Consider the following 23405-nt stretch of genomic DNA (forward strand, 5'->3'; position numbering starts at 1 on the left):
ACCGCTACCTTCTTGTGCCATGACCGCTGCTTCGGACGACGCCACGACCACCGCTTCCGACTTCATTCGCGAGAGGATCCAGGCCGACCAGCAGGCCGGGGTCCACGACGGTCGCGTCCAGACACGGTTCCCCCCGGAGCCCAACGGCTACCTCCACATCGGGCACTCCAAGTCCATCCAGCTCAACTTCGGGCTGGCCGAGGAGTTCGGCGGCGCCTGCAACCTGCGGTTCGACGACACCAACCCCGAAGCCGAGGACACCGAGTACGTCGACGCCATCCGGGACGACATCGCGTGGCTCGGCTTCGAGCCGGCACGGGTGGTCTACGCCTCGGACTACTTCGAGCAGCTGTACGCCTGGGCCGAGGACCTGGTCGGCAAGGGGCTGGCCTACGTCGACGACCAGGACGCCGAGACCATCTCCGAGCAGCGCGGCGGGTTCGGGCAGCCCGGCGTCGAGTCGCCCCACCGCGACCGCAGCCCCGAGGAGAACCTCGACCTGCTGCGTCGCATGCGGGCCGGCGAGTTCGACGACGGCAGCAAGGTCCTTCGTGCGCGCATCGACATGCAGCATCCCGTCATGTCCATGCGCGACCCGGTGCTGTACCGCATCCGTCGGATCGAGCACCACCGCACCGGCAACGACTGGGTCATCTACCCCACCTACGACTGGGCGCACGGCCAGTCCGACGCCATCGAGGGGGTCACCCACTCGTTGTGCACCCTGGAGTTCACCGACCACCGGCCGCTGTACGACTGGTGCCTGGAGCACCTCGACCTGCCCCACGGCAAGCCCGAGCAGACCGAGTTCGCCCGCCTCGCGCTGACCCACACCGTGATGTCCAAGCGCATCCTCCGCCGGCTGGTGGAGGAGGGGACGGTCGACGGGTGGGACGACGCCCGCATGCCCACCCTCCGCGGCATGCGCACCCGCGGGTACCCGCCCGAGGCCATCCGCGAGTTCGTCGACCACATCGGCGTGGCCAGAACCAACAGCGTCATCGACATCGAGCTGCTGGAGTTCTTCGTCCGTCGCCACCACAACACCCACGCGCTGCGTCGCATGGGCGTGCTCGAGCCGCTCAAGGTGGTCATCACCAACTGGCCCGAGGGGCACGTCGAACACCTCGAGGCGATCAACAACCCCGAGGACGCCGGCGCCGGCACCCGTGAGGTCCCGTTCTCCGGTGAGCTGTGGATCGAGCAGGACGACTTCATGCTCGACCCGCCGAAGAAGTACTACCGGCTGACGCCCGGACGCGAGGTCCGGCTGCGCGGCGGCTACTTCATCACCGCGACGGACGCCATCACCGACGAGGACGGCAACGTGGTGGAGGTCCGCTGCACCTACGACCCCGAGACCAGGGGCGGGCAGGCGCCCGACGGCCGCAAGGTCAAGTCGACCATCCACTGGGTCTCCGCCCAGCACGCCGTCGACGCCACCGTGCACCTCTACGAGCGGCTGTTCACCGACCCGCACCCCGGGAAGGGCGACACCGACCCGATGGACGCCCTCAACCCGGACTCGCGCCGGACGGTGACGGCAAAGGTCGAGCCGGCGATCGCCGACACCCCGCCCGGCGAGGTGATCCAGTTCGAGCGGCTCGGCTACTTCGCAGCCGACCCCGCCGCGCCGGCGACGTTCCATCGCACCGTGGGCCTGCGCGACGAGTGGAGCAACATCCAGAAGCGCAAGGCGAAGGGCGGCTGAGCCCCGCGGCCGTCAGCGTGACCGCGGACGAAGGGGGTCGTCAGGCTGACGGAAAAGTGGCCTCGAGTCGTCAGCTTGACGCCAACGGCAGGCTGACGCACGCTTGACGACATGCGGACACCGTCCAACAACCCGTTCCTGCCCGGGTCGGACCGCGTCCCCGAGATCTGGGCCGGCCGAGCCCCCGAGATCGCCGACTTCAGGGATGTCCTGCGCCCGCGTCGGGTCAGCGGCCTCTACGAACGCGGTCGGGCGGTGCTGGGGGAGTTCGGCATCGGCAAGAGCGCGCTCATCAACCGGATCGCCGCCGACGCCGCTGTGCTGGGTGACTGGGTGCCCGCTCGGGTGCGGGTCGCCGTGGACGCCGACGTGTTCGACCTGGTCGGCCGGTCGCTGCAGGACTTCCTGGAGAGTCGACGAACCGATGCGCGCGTCGGGCGGTCGGCAGACGGTCTGCTCCGCCGGATCGAGGAGGTCCGCCTGCCCGCAGGGGGCGTGCGCATCCGCGCCGGCCAGCCGCAGCCGAACGCCTACCGCACCCTCCTGGACGTCATCGTGGAGATGGCGACGATGGCGGGGGAGGAGGGACGCCTGCTGCTGATCCGCGTCGACGAGGTCCAGAACATCGGCCGGCCGGGCCCGCTGTCGCAGCTGCTGACGGTCTTCGGTGACGCGCTGGAGGCGACACGACACCGACGCGACGTCGCAGGCATCGATCGGGAGGACGCACTGCCGCTGGCGATCTACCTCTCGGGGCTGCCCGACTTCCACCGCCATGCGGCCGAGTCGGGGGCCACGTTCTCCCGGCGGTTCCGTACCGCCGAGCTGGAGCCACTCAGCGACATGGACCTCCGCGAGGCGCTGTCACCGTTCACGGGCGACGGCTGGCGCATCCTGACCGACGACGGCACCGCACGGGTGGTCATGGACACCGGGGTGGTCGAGGACGTCATCGGTCGGTCGCTCGGCGATCCCTTCCTCTTCCAGCTGGCCGGGGAGGGGGCGTGGAACGCGGGCACGGGGACCGTCATCACCCGAGAGGAGGGCGATCGCGGGTGGCAGACGGTGCGCCGGGAGGTCGAGCGGTACGTCCAGAGCCGGCTGGACGGCCTCACGGACCTGCAGATGGAGGTGTTGACGGCCGCCGCTGGCCTGGGTGCCGCCGAACGGACGGGCAGCGCGGTCGCCCAGGCGGTGGGACGGACCGGGTCTGCCCAGATCGCATCGACCACCCGGGCGCTGGACGTCGAGCACCAGATCATCCGGCGGCAGGCCGGTCGGATCACGTTCCGCTCGCCGGCGGTCGAGGCGTTCCTGGCCGGATCCTGGCCGTAGGCAGGGCACCGTTCGTCCTGTCCGGTTGGCGGCGGCACGAGGCAGGATGGCCGGCATGACCGATGAGTCCCTCCGCTCCGTGACCCTCACCCGCACCGACACCGGCCGCTACGTCGCGACCAACGCCCGTGGCCTGACCATGGAGCTCGGCAGCGGCCACGACGACCTGTGGAGCCCCGTCGAGCTGCTGCTGGCCGCGATCGCCGGGTGTTCGGCGGTCGACGTCGACGTCGTGACCGGTCGCCGCGCCGAACCCGAGGCCTTCGAGGTCGTCGCGGAGGGGCACAAGCACCGCGACGACGGCGGCAACGTCATGCGCGACCTGTCCCTCACCTTCGGGGTGACGTTCCCCGAGGGGGAGGCGGGGGACGCCGCCCGGGCGATCCTGCCCAGGGCCGTCGCCACCTCCCACGACCGGACGTGCACCGTCAGCAGGACCGTCGAGGCCGGAGTGCCCGTCGCCGTGTCGATCGACGACGCGTGACGATGCGCTGAAGTCGTTGTGCCTGAGGCACACCCGGCCGGCCACCGCCCAATAGACTCCGCGAGGAGGGAAACAGCCATGGGATCGGGAGCGTCGGGCGTGTCGCGAAACGAGGCAGACGGGTGATCGACCTCGGCACCGACGAGTTCGACGACGTGCGGGAGATCGGGCGGGGCGGCTACGGCATCGTCTACACCGCCCGACAACCCGCGTTCGGTCGGACCGTCGCGATCAAGGTCCTGACCCTGGCCGACGAGGGGACGCTGCGCCGCTTCGACCGCGAACGCCAAGCCCTCGGCAAGGTCAGCAACCACCCGCACATCACGCCGGTCTTCGCATCGGGCTTCACCGCCGACGGCAAGCCGTACCTCGCGATGGAGTTCATGCGGGGCGGATCGCTCGCCGACCGCCTGATGCGGGACGGGGCGCTCCCATGGGAAGAGGTGCTGGACCTCGGCGTCAAGCTGTCCGGCGCGCTGGAGACCGCCCACCGCGCCGGGATCCTGCACCGCGACCTCAAACCGGCCAACGTCCTCCTCTCCGACTTCGGTGAACCCCGCCTGGCCGACTTCGGCATCGCCAGCATCGATGACGGCGAGCAGACCAAGACCGGGGTCATCACGGCCTCGATCGCCTACGCCGCGCCCGAGATCCTCGACGGCAAGCGCCCCGAGGTCCCTGCCGACATCTACGGGCTGAGCGCAACCCTCTTCACGCTGGTCGCCGGCACGCCGCCGTTCTTCGCCGAGGGCGACCAGTCGCTGCTGGCCATGGTCGTCCGGGTGGCCCGTGACCCCGTCCCGGACCTGCGTGCCCGTGGGGTGCCCGACGCGATGGCTCGGGTCCTGGAGACCGGCATGGCCAAGGACGCCAACGCCCGGTACCCGTCGGCCCAAGCGCTCGGTGAAGCCCTCGCGCAGGCCCAGGCGGCGGTCGGCCTGCGCCGGACCGCCCTGGTGCTGCCGCAGGGCGACCAGATGCCCGCCACGGCCGTGACGGGGACCCCTGCCGCCACCGGATGGCCCGAACCGACCCCTGCGCCGCCGCCACCGTCGGCAGCCGCGCCCGTCCCCGTGTCGCCGTCCGCGGGCTCACCGTCGACCAACCCGCCGCCGTCGCCGTTCCCGGCGCCGGTGGGCCTCGCGCCGGAGACCAGCGGCGGATGGGCCACGCCGCCCGAACCGTCGTCCTCGCGTCGTGGTGTGCTCGTGGGACTCGGTGTCCTCCTGCTCGTCGTCCTCGGCGCAGGTGGGTTCCTCCTGAGTCGGGGCGGTGGCGACGACGATTCCGCCGGGGCTGGTTCCGACGACGTCACCGTGGCAGGCGACCCGGACGATGCGGACGCCGATCCCTCCGGTGGTGACCCTGCCGACGGCGACGACGCGACGGACGATCCGGGTGCCACCCCCAAGCCCGGCGAGGAGACCCCGGACGAGCCCTCGGGCATCGAGGCGGGGGAGTGGCAGGAGGTCCGCCCCATGGAGCTGGCCCGCCAGCAGGTCCCGTCGGTGGAGCTGCGCGGCACCGTCTGGGTGACCGGCGGCCTGACCGAGGAGGGGGTCACCGCGACCGTCGAGGGCTACGAGGCGGCCACCAACAGCTGGCGCAGCGCCCCGGACCTGCCCGTCCCGCTGCACCACCACATGGCCGCGGTGCACGACGGCGAGATCGTCGTCCTGGGCGGCTGGTCCCCCGACGGCGCGCTGCTGTCGGCGATCACGCAGGATCGTGTCTTCGCCCTGCGCGGTGATGAGTGGGTCGAGCTGCCCCCGCTGCTGCAGCCCCGCGTGGCCGGGACCGCACAGTCCGTCGGCGGCCTGCTGGTCGTGACCGGCGGGCAGGGTGTGGACGGCAACCTCGTCCTCACCACGGAGGTGTTCGACGGCACGGCGTGGACCGAGGTCGCCCCGCTGCCCGTGCCTCGCGAACACCTCGCCAGCGCCACTGACGGCACGTACATGTACGTTGTTGGCGGTCGGGTGCTGTCCTCCGACGCCAACCTGCCCGACCTGGAACGCTACGATCCGGCGACCGACACGTGGGAGACGCTGGCGCCGATGCCGACCGCCCGCGGCGGACTGGCCGCCGTGTACGCGGACGGCTGGGTGGTCGCCATCGGCGGCGAACGGCCGCTGGGGGTCTTCGACGACGTCGAGGCCTACGACAGCCTCACGGGTGAGTGGCGGGAGCTGCCGCCGCTGCTGGTCGGCCGACACGGCCTGGGCGCCAGCGTGGCGACCAACCTGGTCGTGGTCGCCGGTGGCGCGCTGGAGGCAACCCACTCCGCCCCGACCGGCGTCGCCGAGGTCGTGAGCATCGGCTGACGGCCCGGCACCGGGGTCGGGGTGTCAGTCGAGCGGCGTCAGCACGACGGGCAGGTCGTCCAGCGGCTTGGGCAACGACGTCCAGTCCCACGCGCCGGCGACCGACGACAGGTCGGCGTCGGGTGCGGTGATGCGATGGCGGCGCAGCAGCTGGTGGACGATCGTCTTGACCTCCATCTGCCCGAAGTGCATGCCGATGCACTTGTGGGCGCCGCCGCCGAAGGGGAAGTAGCCGTGCGGGTGGCGCTTGTCCTCACGACGGCCCTCGGCGAACCGTTCGGGGTCGAAGGCGTGGGGGTCGGTCCACAGCTCGGCGTCGTAGTGGACCGGCAACGACGAGACCGACGCGGGGGTCCCCGCGGGCACGTAGTAGCCGTCGAGCTCGGTGTCCCGAACGGCCATCCGTCCCATCGCGAAGACCGGCGGCACCATGCGCAGCGCCTCCTTCATCACGAGGTCCAGCGACGTGAGCGCACCGATCGCCCGCAGGTCCAGGACGTCCCCGTCGGTCGAGCCGCCCGTCGCCAGGGACTCGTCGCGGACCCGCTCCTGCCACTCGGGATGTCGCACCAGGAACCACAGGATCGAGCTGGTGGTGATCGTGGACGTGTCGTGGGCCGCCATCATCAGGAAGATGATGTGGTTGACGACGTCGTCGTCGGAGAACCGCTCGCCGTCCTCGGACTCGGCGTGGCACAGGGCCGTCAGGAGGTCGTCCCCGTCGGAGTCGCGGTGGGCGGGCAGCTTGTCGCGGAACCAGTCCTCCAGCAGCGCCCGGCCCTGCAGCCCCCGGTGCCAGCGGGTCAGCGGCAGGTCGGCGCGGACCACGCCGGTGCCTGCCCGCACGCAGTCGATGAACGCCTGGTTGACCCTGGTGATCGTCGGGCCCGTCGTGCGCCCGCGGCCGTCGGGCCGTTCGTCGAGGAACACGTCGGTGGCGACGTCCAGCGTCAGCTGCTTCAACCGGGGGTAGGCGTGCAGCCGGCCCGATCCCCATGCGTCGATCCGTGCGGCCGTGACCGGCGCGAGGCGGGCCAGGTAGGCCTCCAGCCGACGACGGGTGAACGCCTGCTGCATGATCCGCCGGTCCCGGTGATGGTCGGGATCGTCCAGCAGCATGATCCCGCGGCGGAAGAACGGGCCGATGATCCACGACCAGCCGTGTTCGTTGGACCAGTGGCCCTCGCGGTTGACCAGCACCTGCTGCACCGTGTCGGCGGTCGCGACGTTGAGCACCCGCTTGGTGAACATGCCCGACCAGGACACCGGGCCGTAGGTGTCGCGGACGGCGTCGCTCCAGCCGATCGGGCTGGCGTACATCCAGTTCGCCGCCCACCCGATGACCGGATAGCCGTAGTCGCCCATCACCGCCTTCAGGCCAGAGCCCGGCGGGGGAGGGGCAAGCGGCCCGGAACGGCTGATGGTCGGGGGTGGACCGGGCAGGCGGGCCGCGGCGCGGTGCAGCGCGATGCGCGCCGACCGTTCCAGGCTCGTGCGGATGGCGGTGGCGGTCGATCCCGGGCGGGTGTCGGTCACGGGGACGCTCCTGACTGCAGCGTGGCGTGTGGGTGGTCAGGCCTCGATCGGAGTCGGGTCAGGGCCTGGCGGCGGGGCCTCCGGCCAGGGCGCTGAGGTGCAGCAGGGGGTCCACGACGTGGGTGGCGGCGAACCTGCGCAGCCCCGCGGGGTCGGTGGCCTCGATCGGCCCCCCGGGCGTCAGGACCAGGGAGTGGGCCAGCCGGATCATGACCTCCGCGGCGATGTCGAGGTCGATCGGGCCGAGGTCCCCGGAGTCGCGGCCCTGCTGCAGCAGCCGACGCATGGGCTTGCGGGCCACCGACAGCGCATCGGGTGCCCCCGTCGTCAGGTGCGGCAGCAGCAGGTCGGGCTCGATCTGGATGAGGCGCTGCAGCAGCGGGTGGGTGCGGACCTTCTCCACGGTGGCGGCGAACGCCTCGACCAGCCGGTCCCTGAACGTCGCCAGGTCGGTGATGGCCGCCTCGATCTCGGCCAGGGTGGCCCGGACCTCGCGGATGATGACGGCCCACACCAGCTCGTCACGGGTGGCGAAGCGGCGGTAGAGGGTGGCCCGGCCGTACCCCGCCTGCTTGGCGACGTCGTCCATGCGCAGGCGACGGATGCCGAAGGTCTCCATCTGTGCGCGAGCCGCCACCAGCAGCGCGTCGGCCACCTCGTCGTCCTGGCCGGGTTCCGCCTCGCTGTCGTCCAGTGCGGTGACCACGGTCAGTTCTGGGCTGGCCATCGGGGTCCTCCGGGATGTAGTCTTCTCCATCGGTGAGACACGAATATGGATGATGTCTCATTGACTCGCAAGGGACTGACACTGCGGATGAGCGACGAGGACGTCATGGACGTCATCGACCCGGCCAGCGGCCGGGTGGTGGGTCGTGTCCCCGTCATGACCGCTGACGACGTCGCCAAGGCCGTCGACCAGGCCCGTCGGGCGCAGCCGTCGTGGGCGGCGCTCGGGGTCGAGGGACGACGCGAGGTCCTGCGTCGTGTCCGTCGCCAGATCGTGGCCCGCCGCGAGGAGCTCCGCGACGTCCTGGTCGCCGAGTCCGGCAAGGCCTGGGAGGACGCGCAGGCCGGGCTGCTGCTGACCCTGTCGATGATGGCGCACTGGGAGTCCAACGCCGCCGCGGCGTGCGCCGACGAGCCGCTGTCCACCCGAGGGGTGTGGGGGCTGGGCCGTCGCGCCGTCGCCACCTACCGCCCCCACGGCGTCGTCGGTGCCATCGGCCCGTGGAACTTCCCGGTCGCCCTGACCTTCGGTGATGCCGTCGCGGCGCTGCACGCCGGCAACACCGTGGTGCTCAAGCCCAGCGAGGTCACCCCGCTGTCCAACCGCTGGGTGGCCGAGGTCGTCGCCGAGCAGGCCCGCGCCGTTGGTGCCCCCGACCACGTGGTGTCCTGCGTGACCGGGGACGGGGCCACCGGTGCCGCGCTGGTCGCCGAGGTCGACATGGTGCAGTTCACGGGGTCGGTGGCCACCGGCCGGGCCATCGCCCACGCCTGCGTCGACCGGTCGATCCCGTACTCCCTGGAGCTGGGCGGCAAGGACCCCTGGATCGTCCTGGCCGACGCCGACCTCGACCGCGTCGCCGCCGCGGCGACCCACTACGGCCTGTTCAACGGCGGCCAGGTCTGCATGTCGGCGGAACGCATCTACGTCGAGGACGCCGTGCACGACGCGTTCGTCGAACGGCTCGCCGCCCGGGTGTCGACGCTGCGGACCGTCCCCGGCAGCGGGCCGGGCACCACCGACGTCGCCCCGATGATCGCCCCCGGTCAGGTCGACGTCGTCAGCGCCCACATCCGCGACGCGCTGGACAAGGGGGCACGTGCCGTCACCGGCGGCGTGCCCGAGGACCCGGTGCACCCGGCGCCCACGGTGCTGGTCGACGTCGACCACACGATGGACTGCATGACCGAGGAGACCTTCGGCCCGACCATCCCGGTCATGCGCGTGCACGACGCCGACCAGGCCGTCGCGCTGGCCAACGACTCCGCCTTCGGGCTGACCGCCTCGGTGTGGACCCGCGACCTCACCCGCGGCCGCGCGATCGCGCGCCGCATCGACGCCGGCACCGTGTCGGTCAACGACGCGCAGCTGCACGCCGGCATCGGCCACCTGCCCATGGGTGGGGTCGGCGCATCCGGCACCGGTGCCCGCGGCGGCATCGACGGCATCCGCAAGTTCCAGCAACGCAGCGTCCTGGTCACCAACCGGTCCCCGCTGGGGCGCGAGCTGGCCTGGCTGCCCTACGGCCGGATCGTCTCGCGTGCCCTCGACCGGGCCGTCGGCGTCCTGTACGGCCGCTGACCCCATCCATTCCTGTCCCAGAACCCTGTCCCCGATACGACGTGTCCCGCAATACATGGAAGGAACGACACCTTGAGTGACGTGTACATCTACGACGCGATCCGCACCCCCCGCGGTCGTGGCAAGGCCTCCGGGTCCTTGCACACCGTCAAGCCCGTCAGCCTGCTGACCGGCCTGCTCGACGCCGTCGTCGAGCGCAACCCCGAGCTCGACGTCGCCGAGATCGACGACGTCATCACCGGTGTGGTCTCCCCGGTCGGCGACCAGGGCATGGACCTGGCCCGCACCGCGGTCATCGCCGCCGGCTGGCCCCAGCAGGTCGCCGGTGTGCAGCTCAACCGCTTCTGCGCCTCGGGCCTGGAGGCCGTCAACCAGGCGGCTGCCCGCGTCCGCTCCGGCTGGGAGGACATGATCCTGGCCGGCGGTGTCGAGTCGATGTCGCGCGTCCCCATGGGCTCCGACGGCGGTCCCTACGCCATGGACCCCGAGACCAACTACAACGGCTACTTCGTGCCCCAGGGCATCGGCGCCGACCTGATCGCCACCATCGAGGGCTTCTCGCGCGAGGACGTCGACGCGTTCGCCCTGGAGTCGCAGGTCCGCGCCGGCAAGGCACAGGCCAACGGCTACTTCGACAAGTCGATCGTGCCGGTCAGGGACCGCAACGGCCTGACCATCCTCGACCGTGACGAGCACGTCCGGCCCGACACCACGATGGAGGGCCTCGCCAAGCTGAAGCCGTCCTTCGAGGCGCAGGCCGCCATGGGTGGATTCGACCAGGTCGCCCTGCAGCGCTACCCCGACGTGGAGCGCATCAACTACGTCCACCACGCCGGCAACAGCTCCGGCATCGTCGACGGTGCCGCCCTGACCCTCCTCGGCAACAAGGCCGCCGGCGAGCGCAACGGCATGACCCCGCGTGCCCGCATCGTGGCCGCCGCCGTCACCGGCAGCGAGCCGACCATCATGCTGACGGGCCCGACCCCGGCGTCGCGCAAGGCGCTGTCCAAGGCCGGCATGACCGCCGCCGACATCGACCTGATGGAGATCAACGAGGCCTTCGCCGCCGTGGCGCTGAAGACCATGCGTGACCTCGGCATCGACCACGACCGCACCAACGTCAACGGTGGCGCCATCGCCATGGGGCACCCGCTGGGCGCCACCGGCGCGATGATCCTCGGCACCCTCGTCGACGAGCTCGAGCGCCGCGACAAGTCCACGGGCCTGGCCACGCTGTGCATCGGCGGCGGCATGGGCATCGCCACGATCGTCGAGCGCGTCTAGCGCCGCCCCCTCACACCAGGAGCTACGAGAACACCGATGACCAACACCATCAACTGGGACAAGGGCGACGACGGGATCGTCACCCTGACCATCGATGACCCCAACCAGCGCGTGAACACGATGAACGCCGACTTCCAGTCGTCGTTGCAGGCCACCGTGCAGCGCCTCGAGGACGAGAAGGACGACATCACCGGTGTCATCCTGACCTCCGGCAAGGAAACCTTCTTCGCCGGTGGCGACCTGCGCCTCATGTACGCCGCCGGGCCCGACGACGCCCAGCAGGTGTACGAGGAGGTGGCCGCGCTCGGCCGCGCCATGCGTCGCATGGAGACCCTCGGCAAGCCGGTCGTCGCCGCCCTCAACGGCACCGCCCTCGGCGGCGGCCTGGAGCTGGCGCTCGCCTGCCACCACCGCATCGCCGTCAAGGGGTCGAAGGCCAAGTTCGGCCAGCCGGAGGTCAAGCTGGGCCTGCTGCCCGGCGGCGGTGGCGTGGTGCGCATCACCCGCATGCTGGGTGTCGTCAGCGCCATCATGAACGTCCTGGCCCAGGGCCAGGAGTACCGCGCGGAGAAGGCCCACGAGCTGGGCCTGATCAGCGAGCTGGTGGACTCCACCGACGACCTGATCCCGGCCGCCAAGGCGTTCATCGCCGCCAACCCCGAGTCCAGCCAGCCGTTCGACGACCCCAAGTACAAGGTCCCCGGCGGCGTGCCCACCAACCCGAAGCTGGCCCAGATGCTGCCGGGCATCCCCTCCAACCTGCGCAAGCAGCTCAAGGGCGCCCCGATGCCCGCCCCGCTGAACATCCTGGCGGCGGCCGTGGAGTCGCTGTCGGTCCCGATCGACCGCGCATGGGAGATCGAGCACCGCTACTTCGTCGACCTCGTCGTCGGCCAGGTCAGCCGCAACATGACCAAGGCGTTCTTCTTCGACCTGCAGGCCATCAACTCCGGCTCGCTGCGTCCCGAGGGCGTCCCGCCGTGGAAGGCCACGAAGGTCGCGGTCCTCGGCGCCGGCATGATGGGCGCGGGTATCGCCTACCAGTGCGCGTCGGTCGGCATCGACGTCGTCCTCAAGGACATCAGCGTCGAGAACGCCGAGAAGGGCAAGAGCTACTCCGTCAAGCTGGTGGAGAAGGCCAGGTCCCGCGGCAAGCTGACCGAGGAGAAGGCCCAGGCGCTGCTGGACCGGATCACCCCGACCGACAGCTACGACGACCTCGAGGGTTGCGACCTCATCATCGAGGCCGTGTTCGAGAAGACCGAGCTGAAGCACGCGGTGTTCGGCGAGGCCGAGCCGAAGGTGCTGCCCGACGCGGTGCTGGGCTCCAACACCTCCACCATCCCGATCACGATCCTCGCCGAGGGCGTGACCCGGCCGGAGGACTTCATCGGCCTGCACTTCTTCTCGCCCGTCGACAAGATGCCGCTGGTGGAGATCATCGCCGGTGAGAAGACCAACGACGCGACCATCGCCAAGGCCATCGACCTGGTCCAGCAGATCCGCAAGACCCCGATCGTGGTCAACGACTCGCGTGGGTTCTTCACCTCCCGGGTGATCGGCACGTTCACCGGCGAGGCCATGATGATGCTCGACGAGGGCGTCAACCTGACCCGCATCGACCGTGCCGCGACCATGGCCGGCTACCCGGTCGGGCCGCTGCAGATGGTCGACGAGCTGACCCTGACGCTGCCGCTGAAGATCATCGACGAGTACGAGAACGCTGCTCGTGCCGCGGGTGAGGAGGTCGTCTCCACGCCCGACGTCGAGGTCCTCCGCAAGATGGTCGCCGCGGGCCGCGAGGGTCGCTCGGCCGGCGCCGGGTTCTTCGAGTACGGCGAGGACGGCAAGCGCACGCAGGTGTGGCCCGGCCTCGTGGAGATGTTCCCGCCCGCAGCGGAGCAGCTCGACGTCACGGAGATCCAGGAGCGCATGTTGTTCCGCGAGGCGATCGAGACGGTCAAGTGCTTCGACGAGGGTGTGCTGCGCAGCGTGCCCGAGGCGAACATCGGCTCGATCTTCGGCATCGGCTTCCCCGCCTGGACCGGCGGCGTCATCCAGTACATCGACGGCTACGAGGGCGGCGTGACCGGCTTCGTGGCGCGGTGCAAGGAGCTGGCCGACACCTACGGCGAGCGGTTCACCCCGCCCGCCAGCCTGGTCGCGAAGGCCGAGTCCGGCGAGCCCCTCTCGCCTGCTCCCTTCTAGTCGTTCCACACAAGGTCGACGCCCCCGCCCCCGTGGCGGGGGCGTCGTGCCGTCGGCGGCCGACGGGATCGCGTCTCCGCTGGGGGTTGGGGGAGGGGCGCCGGGGGTGCTGGGGGAGGGGTGTAGCGTTTCCGGGGTGGCAACGGTGACGTACGAGTGGGCGCATCCGGTGGCGACCGAGGGACCGCAGGCGCGGTGGATCCCCGGCGTGCTCGGGGGGATCGGGACAGCGGTGGGCCTGGCGACGGCCATCACCGGAGACGTCGTGGCAGGCGTCGTGATCCTCGTCCTCGTCGTGGGCTACGTCCTGCTGGCCGAACGTCGGCTGGCCCGGGCCGTGGCGTTCCGCATCCGCGTGTGGGACAACGGGGCGCTGGAGATCGCCAACGGGGAGTCGTCCTGGTATCCGGTCGGCGAGCTGACCGACGTCCAGGTCGGCGTGGCGGGCGCTGGTGAGCACGGCGTCAGGACCCTCAGGCTCCAGCACCGCGGCGGCGAGGTCCCGGTCTCGCTGCCGGGCGGGATCGGGTACCTCTTCAACGGGCCGTCGCTGACCACGACCCACACGGGACAGCTGGTCGACGCCCTCCGGCACTTCGCCGGCCTGCCGGCACGGTCGGCCGTGGGCCCACCGGTGCTGGGGCAGCAGCCACCCGGACAGGCGGCAGCGCCCGTCGTCGGTCGGCCGTCGGCCGGTCAGCCGTTCGCGGGTCAGCCCAGCGCGGGTCAGCCCAGCGCGGGTGTGCCGGCGGTCGGGGACCAGCCGAACCAGTCGTCGTGGACGTGGCAGCACCCCGAGGCCGATGACCTGGTCCGGCGTCGCAACCGGTTCGTCACCATCTCCGCGGTGGTGGTCGTCGTCCTGATGGTCGTGGCCGGCGCCAGCCAGCGGGACGCAGGGATCGGCGCCGTCCTGCTGTCGGCCGCGGTGGCCCCGGGCCTGCTCGGACTGCTGCTGTTCGCCGTGGCGTGGGTCGGCTGGATCCGGCCGACCCGCTTCCGGCTGGAGGTCGACGGGGACGGGGTGCTGCGGCGCGGCACGTCGACGGTGCGCCTCACCGGGGCCAGCGAGGTGTCGGTGGACCTCGTGTCGTCCTCCACCCACACCGGCACCACGACGGTGCGGAGCCGCAGCTGGGTCCTGCGGGTCACCCCGGCCACCGGCAAGCCGTGGAGCACCCTGCTGCCCGGCGGGTCGCTCGGGGGCAGGCTGCTGACCGAGCAGGAGGCCGAGCACCTGGCGCAGCAGCTGCGCTGGTTCGCCGGCCTCCCCTCGTGGTGGAGCTGACTTCGCGGCCCACGTCGCCGACGACCCATGCCGGCGATGCGGGCACGAGGTGTCCGACACCCTGCGTGCCCCGATGGTGTTCACTTGACGGACCGGGGTCGCCTCGAGCCGTGCGGCTGCCGGGACCAGTCAACAGAAGGGCGGACAGGCATGGTGCTCCCGATCACCGACGGGGCGTGGCTGATGATCGAGAGCGGGGAGGCGCCGCAGCACGTCGGCGGCCTGATGGTCTTCGACTACCCGCCGGACGCCTCACCGACCTGGCTGCACGACACCTGGCAGCGCCTGCGCACGGCCACCGACTTCGCCCCGCCGTTCTCCTACCGGCTGCGCCGGCCCTACGGGCTGGCCGGCCTGTTCGACTGGGAACCCGACCCCGACATCGACCTGGACTACCACCTGCGGTTCTCCGCGCTCCCGCGACCCGGTCGGGTCCGCGAGCTGCTGGTCCTGGTCTCGCGGCTGCACTCCACGCTGCTGGATCGCCACCGCCCGCTGTGGGAGGTCCACCTCATCGAGGGGCTGCAGCCCGAGCACGACGGTGACCCGCCGCGGTTCGCGATGTACGCCAAGTTCCACCACTCCATGTTCGACGGCGTCGGCGCCATGCGCGTCATGCGGAAGATGTTCAGCGCCGACCCGAACGACCGTGACATGCCGGCCCCGTGGGAGATCGCCTCGACCTCGGCGACGACCCCCTCCAGCACACCCCCGGCACGACGGCCCACGTCGGGGGAGAAGCCCGGCGTGCTGGATCCACTCCGGTCGGTGGGCACGATCGCGGCGACGCTGCGCGATCAGGCGAAGGCCACCCGGCGGGGGGTGGAGGGCGAGGTCATGCCGTTCTCGGCGCCCCGCAGCCTGCTCAACGGGCGGATCACCGGCTCGCGACGGTTCGCCGCGGACGGGTTCTCCTTCGAGCGGATCAGCGGCGTCGCCAGGGCGCTGGGGGTCTCCATCAACGACGTCGCGCTCGCCATGTCGAGCCATGCGCTGCGCACCTACCTGCTGGACCACATGGCCCTGCCCGACAAACCCCTCACCGGCATGATCCCGGTGTCGGTGCGCACCGAGGACGAGGGGCCGCAGGGCAACGCCTTGTCCTTCCTCGTCGCCGACCTGGGCACCGACATCGCCGATCCGATCGACCGCCTGGAGCGGATCCGCACGTCGATGCAGCGGGGCAAGGACCGGCTGGCGTCGATGAGCCGGTCGGAACGGGTCGGGTATGCCGTGGCCATCACCAGCCCCTACGTCATCGGTCCGCTGCTCGGCATCGCCGGTCGTGGACGGCCGCTGGCCAACGTCGTCATCTCCAACGTCCCCGGTCCGCGCGAGCCGCGGTACTTCGACGGGGCACGGCTGCAGGGCATGTATCCGGCATCGTTGCTGCAGCAGGGCCAGGCGCTCAACATCACCCTGACCTCCTACGACACCGAGATGCAGTTCGGCCTGACCGCCTGCCGCAGGACCCTGCCGCAGATGCAGCGCATGCTCGACCACCTCGACTCGGGGCTGCGGGTGCTGGAGAAGCTTGCGGCGGTCTGACATCCACAGGGGGCCCGACGCGAAACCGCGGTCATGGAATAGGCTGCCGGCGATGCACCGTGGAGGGACCTCGGTGCGGTACGCATCAAGGAGACAGGCAGTTGAGCGACGCTCCACCACCGTCCAACCCCGGCGACCAGGGTTGGGGGCAGCAGCCTCCTCCTCCGGGTGACCAGCCCGGCTGGGGACAGCAGCCTCCTCCACCGGGTGACCAGCCCGGCTGGGGTCAGCAGCCCCCTCCACCTGGTGGTCAACCGGGATGGGGGCAGCAGCCCCCTCCGCCGTCCGGAGGCCAGGAATGGGGTCAGCAGCCGCCGCCGCCCAGCGGTGGCCAGCCCGGATGGGGGCAGCAGCCGCCACCACCCGCGGGGGGACAGCCGGGATGGGGTGCCCAACCCCAGCAGGGCGGCTGGGGTGCACAACCCTTCGGCTCCCCCGGGGGCGTGAAGCCCTACAGCGTCGGTGACGCCTTCAACTACGGGTGGACCAAGTTCCAGGCCAACGTCGGACCGATCCTGCTCGGGTTGCTCGGACTCATGGTCGTGTCGGCGATCGTGTTCTTCATCTGGAACCTGATCACCGGGGCGATCCTGAGCGGCTTCAGCGGCTCCGATGCCGGCCTGGTCTTCCTGCTGGTGTCCTCGGCGTTCTCCGCCCTCCTGGGCGGGGTGATCCAGGTGTTCGTGCAGGCCGCCATCACGCGTGGGGCCCTGGCGATCACCTACGGGCGCCAGATCGAGATCTCCACGCTGCTGAACACCGACCAGATCCCCCAGATCCTGCTCGGCGGCCTGATCATCGGCCTCGCAACCGCCGTCGGCACGCTGCTGTGCTTCATCCCCGGCCTCATCGTCGGCTTCTTCAGCCAGTTCTTCGTGCACTTCGCGCTGGACAAGCAGCTGCCGGCCGTGGAGGCCATCAAGGCATCCTTCGCCTTCGTCAACCAGAACCTGGGCACGCTGATCGGCTTCTACCTCGCGACCATCGTCGCGGCGTTCGTCGGTGCGCTGCTGTGCGGCGTCGGCCTGCTGGTGGCCATCCCGGTGATCATCATCGGCCAGGCCTACACCTACCGGGTCCTGCAGGGCGAGCCCGTCGCCCCCTGATCCGTGCACGGGCGGGGGTGTGCCGAGCGCCATCCCCGCCGCACGGAACCGTGAGCGAGAACGTTCGTGACCGCACCAGGTTGGTACCCAGACCCCGTCGGCGACTACGAGGTCCGCTGGTGGGACGGACATGCGTGGTCCTCCAGCGTCGGCAACGGCGGCGCGGTCTTCGAGGATCCCCCGAGCGAACCGACCCTGCCGCCGCAGGAGTCGGTCATGTGGGAAGCCGACGGGCGCCGCCTGACCACCCATCGGCTGTGGATCAACGATCCGCTCAACCACAAGCGCGTCGTCGAGCTGTACCTGTGGGGGGTCGCCGGCGTCGAGGTCACCCGCAACGCCGGCCAGCACCAGCGTGGCACCGGCCGCATCGCCGTGGAGGTGGCCTACCCCGGGTACGGCGGGCCGCGCCACTACGTCATGAAGGACGTGTACGACGCCGACCTGGTCGCCGCGATGATCGGCAAGTGGGCCAACCGCAACCGGCGCGCCCACCGGGGGTACTGACCGCCGGGTCAGCGGGGTCAGCGCGTCAGCGTGGGTCAGCGCGTCAGCGTGGGTCAGCGCGTCAGCGTGGGTCAGCGCGTCAGCGCGGGCCGAGGACGGCGAAGGCGTCGACGTTGCGGAGCACGCCGAACGCCACGAACACCACGAGCCCCGCCCACACCAGCATCATCCGATGACCGGCTGCCCAGCGGCCGACGGGCCCGGGCCCGGCCACCGGGAACCGTCGGCGCAGGGCACGGACACCGAGCACCAGCAGGAGGGTCGCCAGCGCCAGCGGCACCATCGGGTTCTTCGCCATCGCGTCGGCGAGGTCGCCCGAGGCCAGGGCATGGGTCGAGCGGAGTCCGCCACACAGGGGACAGAACACACCGAAGATCCGCAGCGACGGACAGACGGGATAGGTGCCCGGAACGTTCGGGTCGACCAGCCGGACGACCCCCACCCCGACCGCGCCCGTGCCCAGCAGGAGCGCTCGATCCAGGCGTCGTGACCCCGGCGTGCGCGGGACCCCGACCGCCGTATCGGCGTCGGCCCTGGGCAGCGTGGACGGGGGCGGTTCCTGCATCTCGGGGCCACCCTATGGCAGAACCGGGCATGTCGGCCGCGCTACACTCGCCCCCTCCCCGCGACGACCACTCCGGCGCCGGCGCGAATCCTCGACCTCCCCCCTCTGATGTCCCTGACCCAACAGCCCGTACGCTCCGTGTGGCCCGACCTCGAGCCGCACCTCCTGCGTGTCCGAAAGCCGGCCCGGTACGTGGGCGGCGAGGACAACATCGTGGTGAAGGTGCCCCGGGACGACGACACGTCGTGGCTCGTCTGCTACCCCGACACCTACGAGGTGGGCCAGCCCAACCAGGGCGTCCAGATCCTGTACGAGGTGCTCAACGAGGTCGAGGGGACGCGGGCCGAACGTGGCTTCGCGCCGTGGCCCGACATGGACGAGATCATGCGAGAGGAAGGCATCCCCTTCTTCTCCCTCGAGAACCACCTTCCGGCGCGATCCTTCGACGTCGTGGCGTTCTCGCTCTCCGCAGAGGTCGGCTACACCAACCTCCTGAACTGCCTCGACCTCGCCGGCATCCCCCTGCGGGCGGCCGACCGCGGTCCCGACGACCCGATCGTGATGATCGGCGGGCACGCCTCGTTCAACCCCGAACCGCTGGCGCCCTTCGTGGACGTGGCCTGCGCGGGTGACGGCGAGGAGTTCGTGCTGGAGGTCGACAACGTCCTCAAGCAGGTCCGCGACCGCGCCGAGCGGCTGGACCACATCGCCGACATCTCCGGTGCCTACCTGCCCGATCGCTACCGGCCCGACTACCTCGAGCCACGCGACGGCGAGCCGCACGGCCGGCTGCGCGGCATCTTCCCGGTCGAGAAGGGCACCGCCAACCGCGTGCCCAAGCGCACCGTCACCGACCTCGACGAGTGGCCGTATCCCAAGAAGCAGATCGTGCCGCTGACCGAGACGGTCCACGAGCGCTACGCCGTGGAGATCTTCCGTGGCTGCACGCGCGGCTGCCGCTTCTGCCAGGCCGGCATGATCACCCGCCCCGTTCGCGAGCGCTCGTCGGCGACCATCCAGAAGATGGTCGCCGAGGGGCTCAAGAACTCCGGGTTCGAGGAGGTCGGCCTGCTGTCGCTGTCCTCTGCCGACCACGCCGAGATCCGCGGCATGTGCGGGGACCTCGCCGACACCTACGAGGGCACCGCCACCTCCCTGGCGCTGCCGTCCACGCGTGTCGACGCCTTCAACGTCGAGCTGGCCGACGAGCTGGTTCGCAACGGTCGCCGGACCGGCCTGACGTTCGCACCCGAAGCGGGCAGCGAGCGGATGCGCAAGGTCATCAACAAGATGGTCAGCGAGGACGACATGCTCCGCACCGCGGAGACGGCGTTCGGCAACGGCTGGCGCCACATCAAGCTCTACTTCATGATCGGCCTCCCCACGGAGACCGACGACGACGTCATCGCAATCGCCGACCTGGGCCTGAAGGTCCTGGAGCTCGGCAAGTCCTACGGTCGCAAGAACAAGGTCACCGTCTCCGTCGGTGGGTTCGTGCCCAAGCCCCACACTCCGTTCCAGTGGGCCGCACAGGACTCCCCCGAGGAGATCGACCGCAAGCTGGGTCTGATCAAGAACCGGGTTGCCCGCGACCGGAACCTCAACCTCCGCTACCACGATCCCTATCCGGGCCAGATCGAGGGCCTGCTCGCACGGGGTGACCGCAGGGTCGCCGACGTGGTCGAGCGGGCCTGGAAGCTGGGCGCCCGGTTCGATGGCTGGGACGAGCTGTTCGACTACAGCACCTGGATGCAGGCTGCCGACGAGGTCGGCGTGGACGTCGGCTGGTACTGCCAGCGCGAACGTGCATCCAACGAGGTGTTCCCGTGGGACCAGCTCGACTCGGGGCTCGAGAAGGACTGGTTGTGGCAGGACTATCGCGACGCCGTCGATCCCCAGGGCTCATCGGGCCCATCCGAAATCGACGATTGCCGCTGGACTCCCTGCTACGACTGCGGCGTGTGCCCCTCCCTGGATCTCGCGAACCAGACCGCACATGCCCAGCCGTCGCAGCAGCACAGCAGGCGCCTCCCCATCCTCAGTGCGCGCCCGGGTTAGGTTCTCCAAGGCCGGGAAGCTCCGGTACATCAGCGCCATCGACCTCGGCAGGGTCTGGGAACGAGCCCTGCGGAAGGCCGATCTGCCGATCGCGTACTCGGAGGGGTTCAGCCCCCATCCGAAGGTCAGCTTCGGCGACGCCCTGCCGCTGGGCTTCGGGTCGACCGCCGAGTTCGCCGAGCTGACGTTCGCCGGACCGGTCGACCTCGCCGACATGACCGCGCGCATCAACGCCGCGTTCCCCGACGGGATCGACGTGCTCGACGCCGCCGAGGTCGAGGACGGCGCACCCAGGCTGGGCAAGCGCCTCCAGGCATCCATGTGGGTGCTGGAGTACCCGACGGCCGACGGCCTGGCCGAGGCCGTGGCGGCCATGCCCGCCGAGGGTCCCCTCGAGGTCGAGCGCGAGCGCAAGGGTCGCTTGGTCACCGCTGACCTGCGTCCGCCCCTCGTCGGCATCGTGGCCGACGGCACCACCGTGCGCGCCATCGTGCGCCACCCAGGTTTCATCCCCGACGACGCCGGATCCGGACCCGCAGTCCGTGCCGACGACGTCCACAGCGTGCTCGGCATCGAGCACCGCCCGACCTTGATCACGCGCGCCGCACAGGGGCTCGTGAGCGACGATCAATCCGGCATCGACGACGCCCTGCGAGGGACGACCACACCGTTGGTCCCCGCCGATGGCTCCCCCTCGGGGACAGCCACCGGGCCGTCCGTGCCGCCACCAGCACCAGAGGAGCCCGCGTGAGCGAGACCGAGCAGCAGGACCTTCCCGACGACGCAGGCGAGGACCGGACCGAACGGACCCGCGTGCGTCGCCGCACCGTCCGCCCCATCGCCGTCGACCCCTTCGCCGTCGACACCGACGAGTCCGAGGACGAGACCTCCGAGACCGACGACGAGCCCACGGCCGAGACCGACGAGTCCACGGCCGAGGCCGACGAGGCCGACGGATCCGACGACGGGTCCGACGAGGAGGACGAGGCGTCCGACGACGACGGGGAGTCCGGCACCGAGACCTCCAGCGCCAGCGACGACAGCGAGAACCGCGACGGCGACACCCGTGACGAGGACGCGTCCGACGAGGCCGGAGCGGACAAGCCGCGCCGACGTCGTCGCCGTGGCCGCCGCGGCCGTGGCCGCGGTCGCGGCGGAGCCAACGAGCAGGACCGCGCCGACGACGACTCGTCGGACGACAGGGCCAGCAACGACAGGGCCAGCAACGACACGTCCGCCGACGCGTCGTCGGGCGAGGACGACGCCGAGGATGATCGGGAGCGGTCTGGCTCGGGCAAGGGGAGCCGCACCCGCACTCGCAGCGGTGCCCCGCAGCGCACCCCTCGTGCCGGCGACGACGACCCCGACAGCGGCGACACCGAGACCGACGACGCCGACAGCGGCGCCAGCGACACCGACGAGGCCGACAGCGAGTCCGGCCGTGGCGGCGCGAACCGCACCCGGTCCGGCAAGGGCCGCCAGGGCGATCGCGCCGGTCGCGGTGGCCAGCGGAAGTCCAGCAACGGCAAGGGCCCGTCGGACAAGGACGGGGCTGCGAAGGACGGGGCTGCCGAGGACGAGTCGGGCACGGACGAGTCCCGCACCAACGGCAAGGACACATCTGCCGACACCGACGACGGTGACGACGACAAGGGTCGGTCGGGCCGTCGGCGTCGTCGCGGCCGTCGTGGACGCGGGCGTCGTGGACGCTCCGGTGGCGGTGGTGGCGGCTCCACCACGCAGGCAGACAGTGGCTCCAAGGACGACCAGGGAGCCCCGACGCGGCTGAGCGCCCGCTCCCAGCGCACCAGCGGCGGTCGCCGTCGCGTGCCGTCGGTCAGCCCCGAGACCCGCCGGGTGATGGCCGAGAGCCCGCCCAAGCGGATGCTGGTCACCGTCGGCAAGGAACGGACCCAGATCGCGGTGCTCGAGGAGCGCACGCTGGTCGAGCACTACGTGACGCAGGCCTCCGAGGCCTCCTACGTCGGCAACATCTACAAGGGCCGTGTCCAGAACGTCCTGCCCGGCATGGAGGCGGCGTTCGTCGACATCGGCAAGGGTCGCAACGGCGTCCTGTACGCCGGTGAGGTCAACTACGACGAGGCGGATCGCGACGGCGGCCTTCCCCGCATCGAGCAGGCCCTGAAGTCCGGCCAGCCCGTGATGGTGCAGGTCACCAAGGACCCCATGGGGACCAAGGGTGCCCGCCTGACCCAGCACCTGTCGCTGGCCGGCCGGTACTGCGTGCTGGCGCCCGGCGACGACATGCTGGGCATTTCCCGCAAGCTGCCCGACGACCAGCGCGACCGCCTGCGCAAGATCCTCAAGGGCCTCAAGCCCGAGGGCTTCGGCCTGATCGTGCGCACCGCGGCCGAGTCGGCCACCGCCGAGCAGCTGGAGGCCGACGTGGCTCGCCTGCTGGAGCGCTGGAAGAAGGTCGAGGAGAAGGCGGAGAAGGCCAAGCCGCTGGAGTCGATCTACTCCGAACCCCAGCTGGTCCTGCGCGTCATCCGTGACGTGTTCGGCCCCGAGCACACCCAGCTGATCATCGACGACGCCGAGCTGGCCGACGAGGTCCGCTCCTACCTGTCGGAGGTCAGCCCCGAGCACGTCGACAAGGTCGTCACCTACGACCCGCCGGCCCGGGCCGACGGCAGTGTCGAGCGGCTGTTCGACGCCTACGAGGTCACCACGCAGATCCGGCGAGCGCTGGAGAAGAAGGTCTGGCTGAAGTCCGGCGGCTACCTGATCATCGAGAAGACCGAGGCCATGTGGGTCATCGATGTCAACACCGGCAAGTTCGTCGGCAAGGACAACCTCGAGGAGACGGTCCTCCGCAACAACATCGAGGCCGCCGAGGAGATCGCCCGCCAGCTCCGCCTGCGCGACATGGGCGGCATCATCGTCATCGACTTCGTCGACATGATCGTCCAGGCCAACCGTGAGGAGGTCCTGAAGCGGTTCAAGCGCGAGCTGGCCCGCGACAAGACCAAGTCCCGCGTGATGGAGATCTCCAAGCTCGGCCTGGTCCAGATGACCCGCAAGAACGTTTCCAAGGGCCTGATGGAGGCCTTCACGGAGGAAACGGACGACGTCATCCCGGGGCGGCGCATCGTGGAGGACCTGCTCGCGTAGCTGTTTCG

The 23405-nt window shown here is 70.8% G+C and carries 17 protein-coding genes; 14 read left to right on the forward strand and 3 right to left on the reverse strand.

Features of this window, described 5'->3' with window-relative positions:
- Positions 1 to 19 precede the first annotated feature (19 nt).
- The 4 genes from CUC05_RS02810 (at position 20) to CUC05_RS02825 (ending at position 5854) form a co-directional block, all read left to right on the forward strand.
- Positions 20 to 1711, forward strand: a complete 1692-nt coding sequence (locus CUC05_RS02810; RefSeq protein WP_108664560.1) for a glutamine--tRNA ligase/YqeY domain fusion protein — start codon at positions 20 to 22, stop codon at positions 1709 to 1711.
- Positions 1712 to 1822: 111 nt separating this feature from the next.
- Positions 1823 to 3046 carry a P-loop NTPase family protein gene (locus tag CUC05_RS02815; RefSeq protein ID WP_108664561.1) on the forward strand — a complete coding sequence of 408 codons (1224 nt, stop codon included), beginning with the start codon at positions 1823 to 1825 and terminating at the stop codon, positions 3044 to 3046.
- A gap of 55 nt (positions 3047 to 3101) precedes the next feature.
- Positions 3102 to 3530, forward strand: a complete 429-nt coding sequence (locus CUC05_RS02820) for an OsmC family protein (protein WP_108664614.1) — start codon at positions 3102 to 3104, stop codon at positions 3528 to 3530.
- Between the two features lie 122 nt (positions 3531 to 3652).
- The gene (locus CUC05_RS02825; RefSeq protein WP_108664562.1) at positions 3653 to 5854 is read left to right on the forward strand and encodes a protein kinase domain-containing protein; all 2202 of its coding nucleotides are present in this window, start codon (positions 3653 to 3655) and stop codon (positions 5852 to 5854) included.
- Between the two features lie 24 nt (positions 5855 to 5878).
- On the opposite strand, the gene CUC05_RS02830 is transcribed toward CUC05_RS02825, so the two are convergent.
- Complete coding sequence (locus CUC05_RS02830) at positions 5879 to 7390, reverse strand: cytochrome P450 (RefSeq protein ID WP_205712099.1); 1512 nt, start codon at positions 7388 to 7390, stop codon at positions 5879 to 5881.
- Between the two features lie 58 nt (positions 7391 to 7448).
- Positions 7449 to 8117, reverse strand: a complete 669-nt coding sequence (locus CUC05_RS02835) for a TetR/AcrR family transcriptional regulator (RefSeq protein ID WP_170127897.1) — start codon at positions 8115 to 8117, stop codon at positions 7449 to 7451.
- A gap of 87 nt (positions 8118 to 8204) precedes the next feature.
- Here CUC05_RS02835 and CUC05_RS02840 point away from each other — a divergent pair, with 87 nt between their 5' ends.
- The 7 genes from CUC05_RS02840 (at position 8205) to CUC05_RS02870 (ending at position 17639) form a co-directional block, all read left to right on the forward strand.
- On the forward strand, positions 8205 to 9698 hold the full coding sequence (locus CUC05_RS02840) for an aldehyde dehydrogenase family protein (RefSeq protein ID WP_157965142.1): 1494 nt from the start codon (positions 8205 to 8207) through the stop codon (positions 9696 to 9698).
- A gap of 72 nt (positions 9699 to 9770) precedes the next feature.
- Positions 9771 to 10982: an acetyl-CoA C-acetyltransferase gene (locus CUC05_RS02845; protein ID WP_108664565.1), complete on the forward strand. Its 1212-nt coding sequence runs from the start codon at positions 9771 to 9773 to the stop codon at positions 10980 to 10982.
- A 36-nt stretch (positions 10983 to 11018) separates the two neighbouring features.
- Entirely contained in the window at positions 11019 to 13190 is a 2172-nt protein-coding gene (locus CUC05_RS02850) for a 3-hydroxyacyl-CoA dehydrogenase NAD-binding domain-containing protein (RefSeq protein ID WP_108664566.1), read from the forward strand.
- Between the two features lie 136 nt (positions 13191 to 13326).
- On the forward strand, positions 13327 to 14478 hold the full coding sequence (locus CUC05_RS02855) for a hypothetical protein (RefSeq protein WP_157965143.1): 1152 nt from the start codon (positions 13327 to 13329) through the stop codon (positions 14476 to 14478).
- A 150-nt stretch (positions 14479 to 14628) separates the two neighbouring features.
- On the forward strand, positions 14629 to 16026 hold the full coding sequence (locus CUC05_RS02860) for a WS/DGAT/MGAT family O-acyltransferase (protein WP_157965144.1): 1398 nt from the start codon (positions 14629 to 14631) through the stop codon (positions 16024 to 16026).
- 443 nt (positions 16027 to 16469) lie between these two features.
- A complete protein-coding gene (locus CUC05_RS02865; protein ID WP_108664569.1) occupies positions 16470 to 17132 on the forward strand; it encodes a DUF2189 domain-containing protein in 663 nt (220 codons plus the stop codon).
- A gap of 66 nt (positions 17133 to 17198) precedes the next feature.
- Positions 17199 to 17639: a DUF2510 domain-containing protein gene (locus CUC05_RS02870; protein ID WP_108664570.1), complete on the forward strand. Its 441-nt coding sequence runs from the start codon at positions 17199 to 17201 to the stop codon at positions 17637 to 17639.
- A 79-nt stretch (positions 17640 to 17718) separates the two neighbouring features.
- On the opposite strand, the gene CUC05_RS02875 is transcribed toward CUC05_RS02870, so the two are convergent.
- Positions 17719 to 18204: a DUF2752 domain-containing protein gene (locus CUC05_RS02875; protein WP_108664571.1), complete on the reverse strand. Its 486-nt coding sequence runs from the start codon at positions 18202 to 18204 to the stop codon at positions 17719 to 17721.
- A gap of 108 nt (positions 18205 to 18312) precedes the next feature.
- Between CUC05_RS02875 and CUC05_RS02880 the strand changes: the two genes are divergently transcribed.
- Genes CUC05_RS02880 through CUC05_RS02890 form a run of 3 tightly spaced genes read left to right on the forward strand, consistent with a single transcriptional unit; the run spans position 18313 to position 23397 of the window.
- Positions 18313 to 20262, forward strand: a complete 1950-nt coding sequence (locus tag CUC05_RS02880; protein WP_108664572.1) for a TIGR03960 family B12-binding radical SAM protein — start codon at positions 18313 to 18315, stop codon at positions 20260 to 20262.
- Positions 20246 to 21013 carry a TIGR03936 family radical SAM-associated protein gene (locus CUC05_RS02885; RefSeq protein ID WP_157965145.1) on the forward strand — a complete coding sequence of 256 codons (768 nt, stop codon included), beginning with the start codon at positions 20246 to 20248 and terminating at the stop codon, positions 21011 to 21013. Before CUC05_RS02880 ends, CUC05_RS02885 begins: the two co-directional genes overlap by 17 nt.
- Positions 21010 to 23397: an Rne/Rng family ribonuclease gene (locus CUC05_RS02890; RefSeq protein WP_108664574.1), complete on the forward strand. Its 2388-nt coding sequence runs from the start codon at positions 21010 to 21012 to the stop codon at positions 23395 to 23397. The genes CUC05_RS02885 and CUC05_RS02890 overlap by 4 nt, the downstream gene beginning before the upstream one ends.
- Positions 23398 to 23405: the final 8 nt, after the last annotated feature.

Origin of the sequence: Euzebya rosea, assembly GCF_003073135.1 — a bacterium.
Classification (GTDB): domain Bacteria; phylum Actinomycetota; class Nitriliruptoria; order Euzebyales; family Euzebyaceae; genus Euzebya; species Euzebya rosea.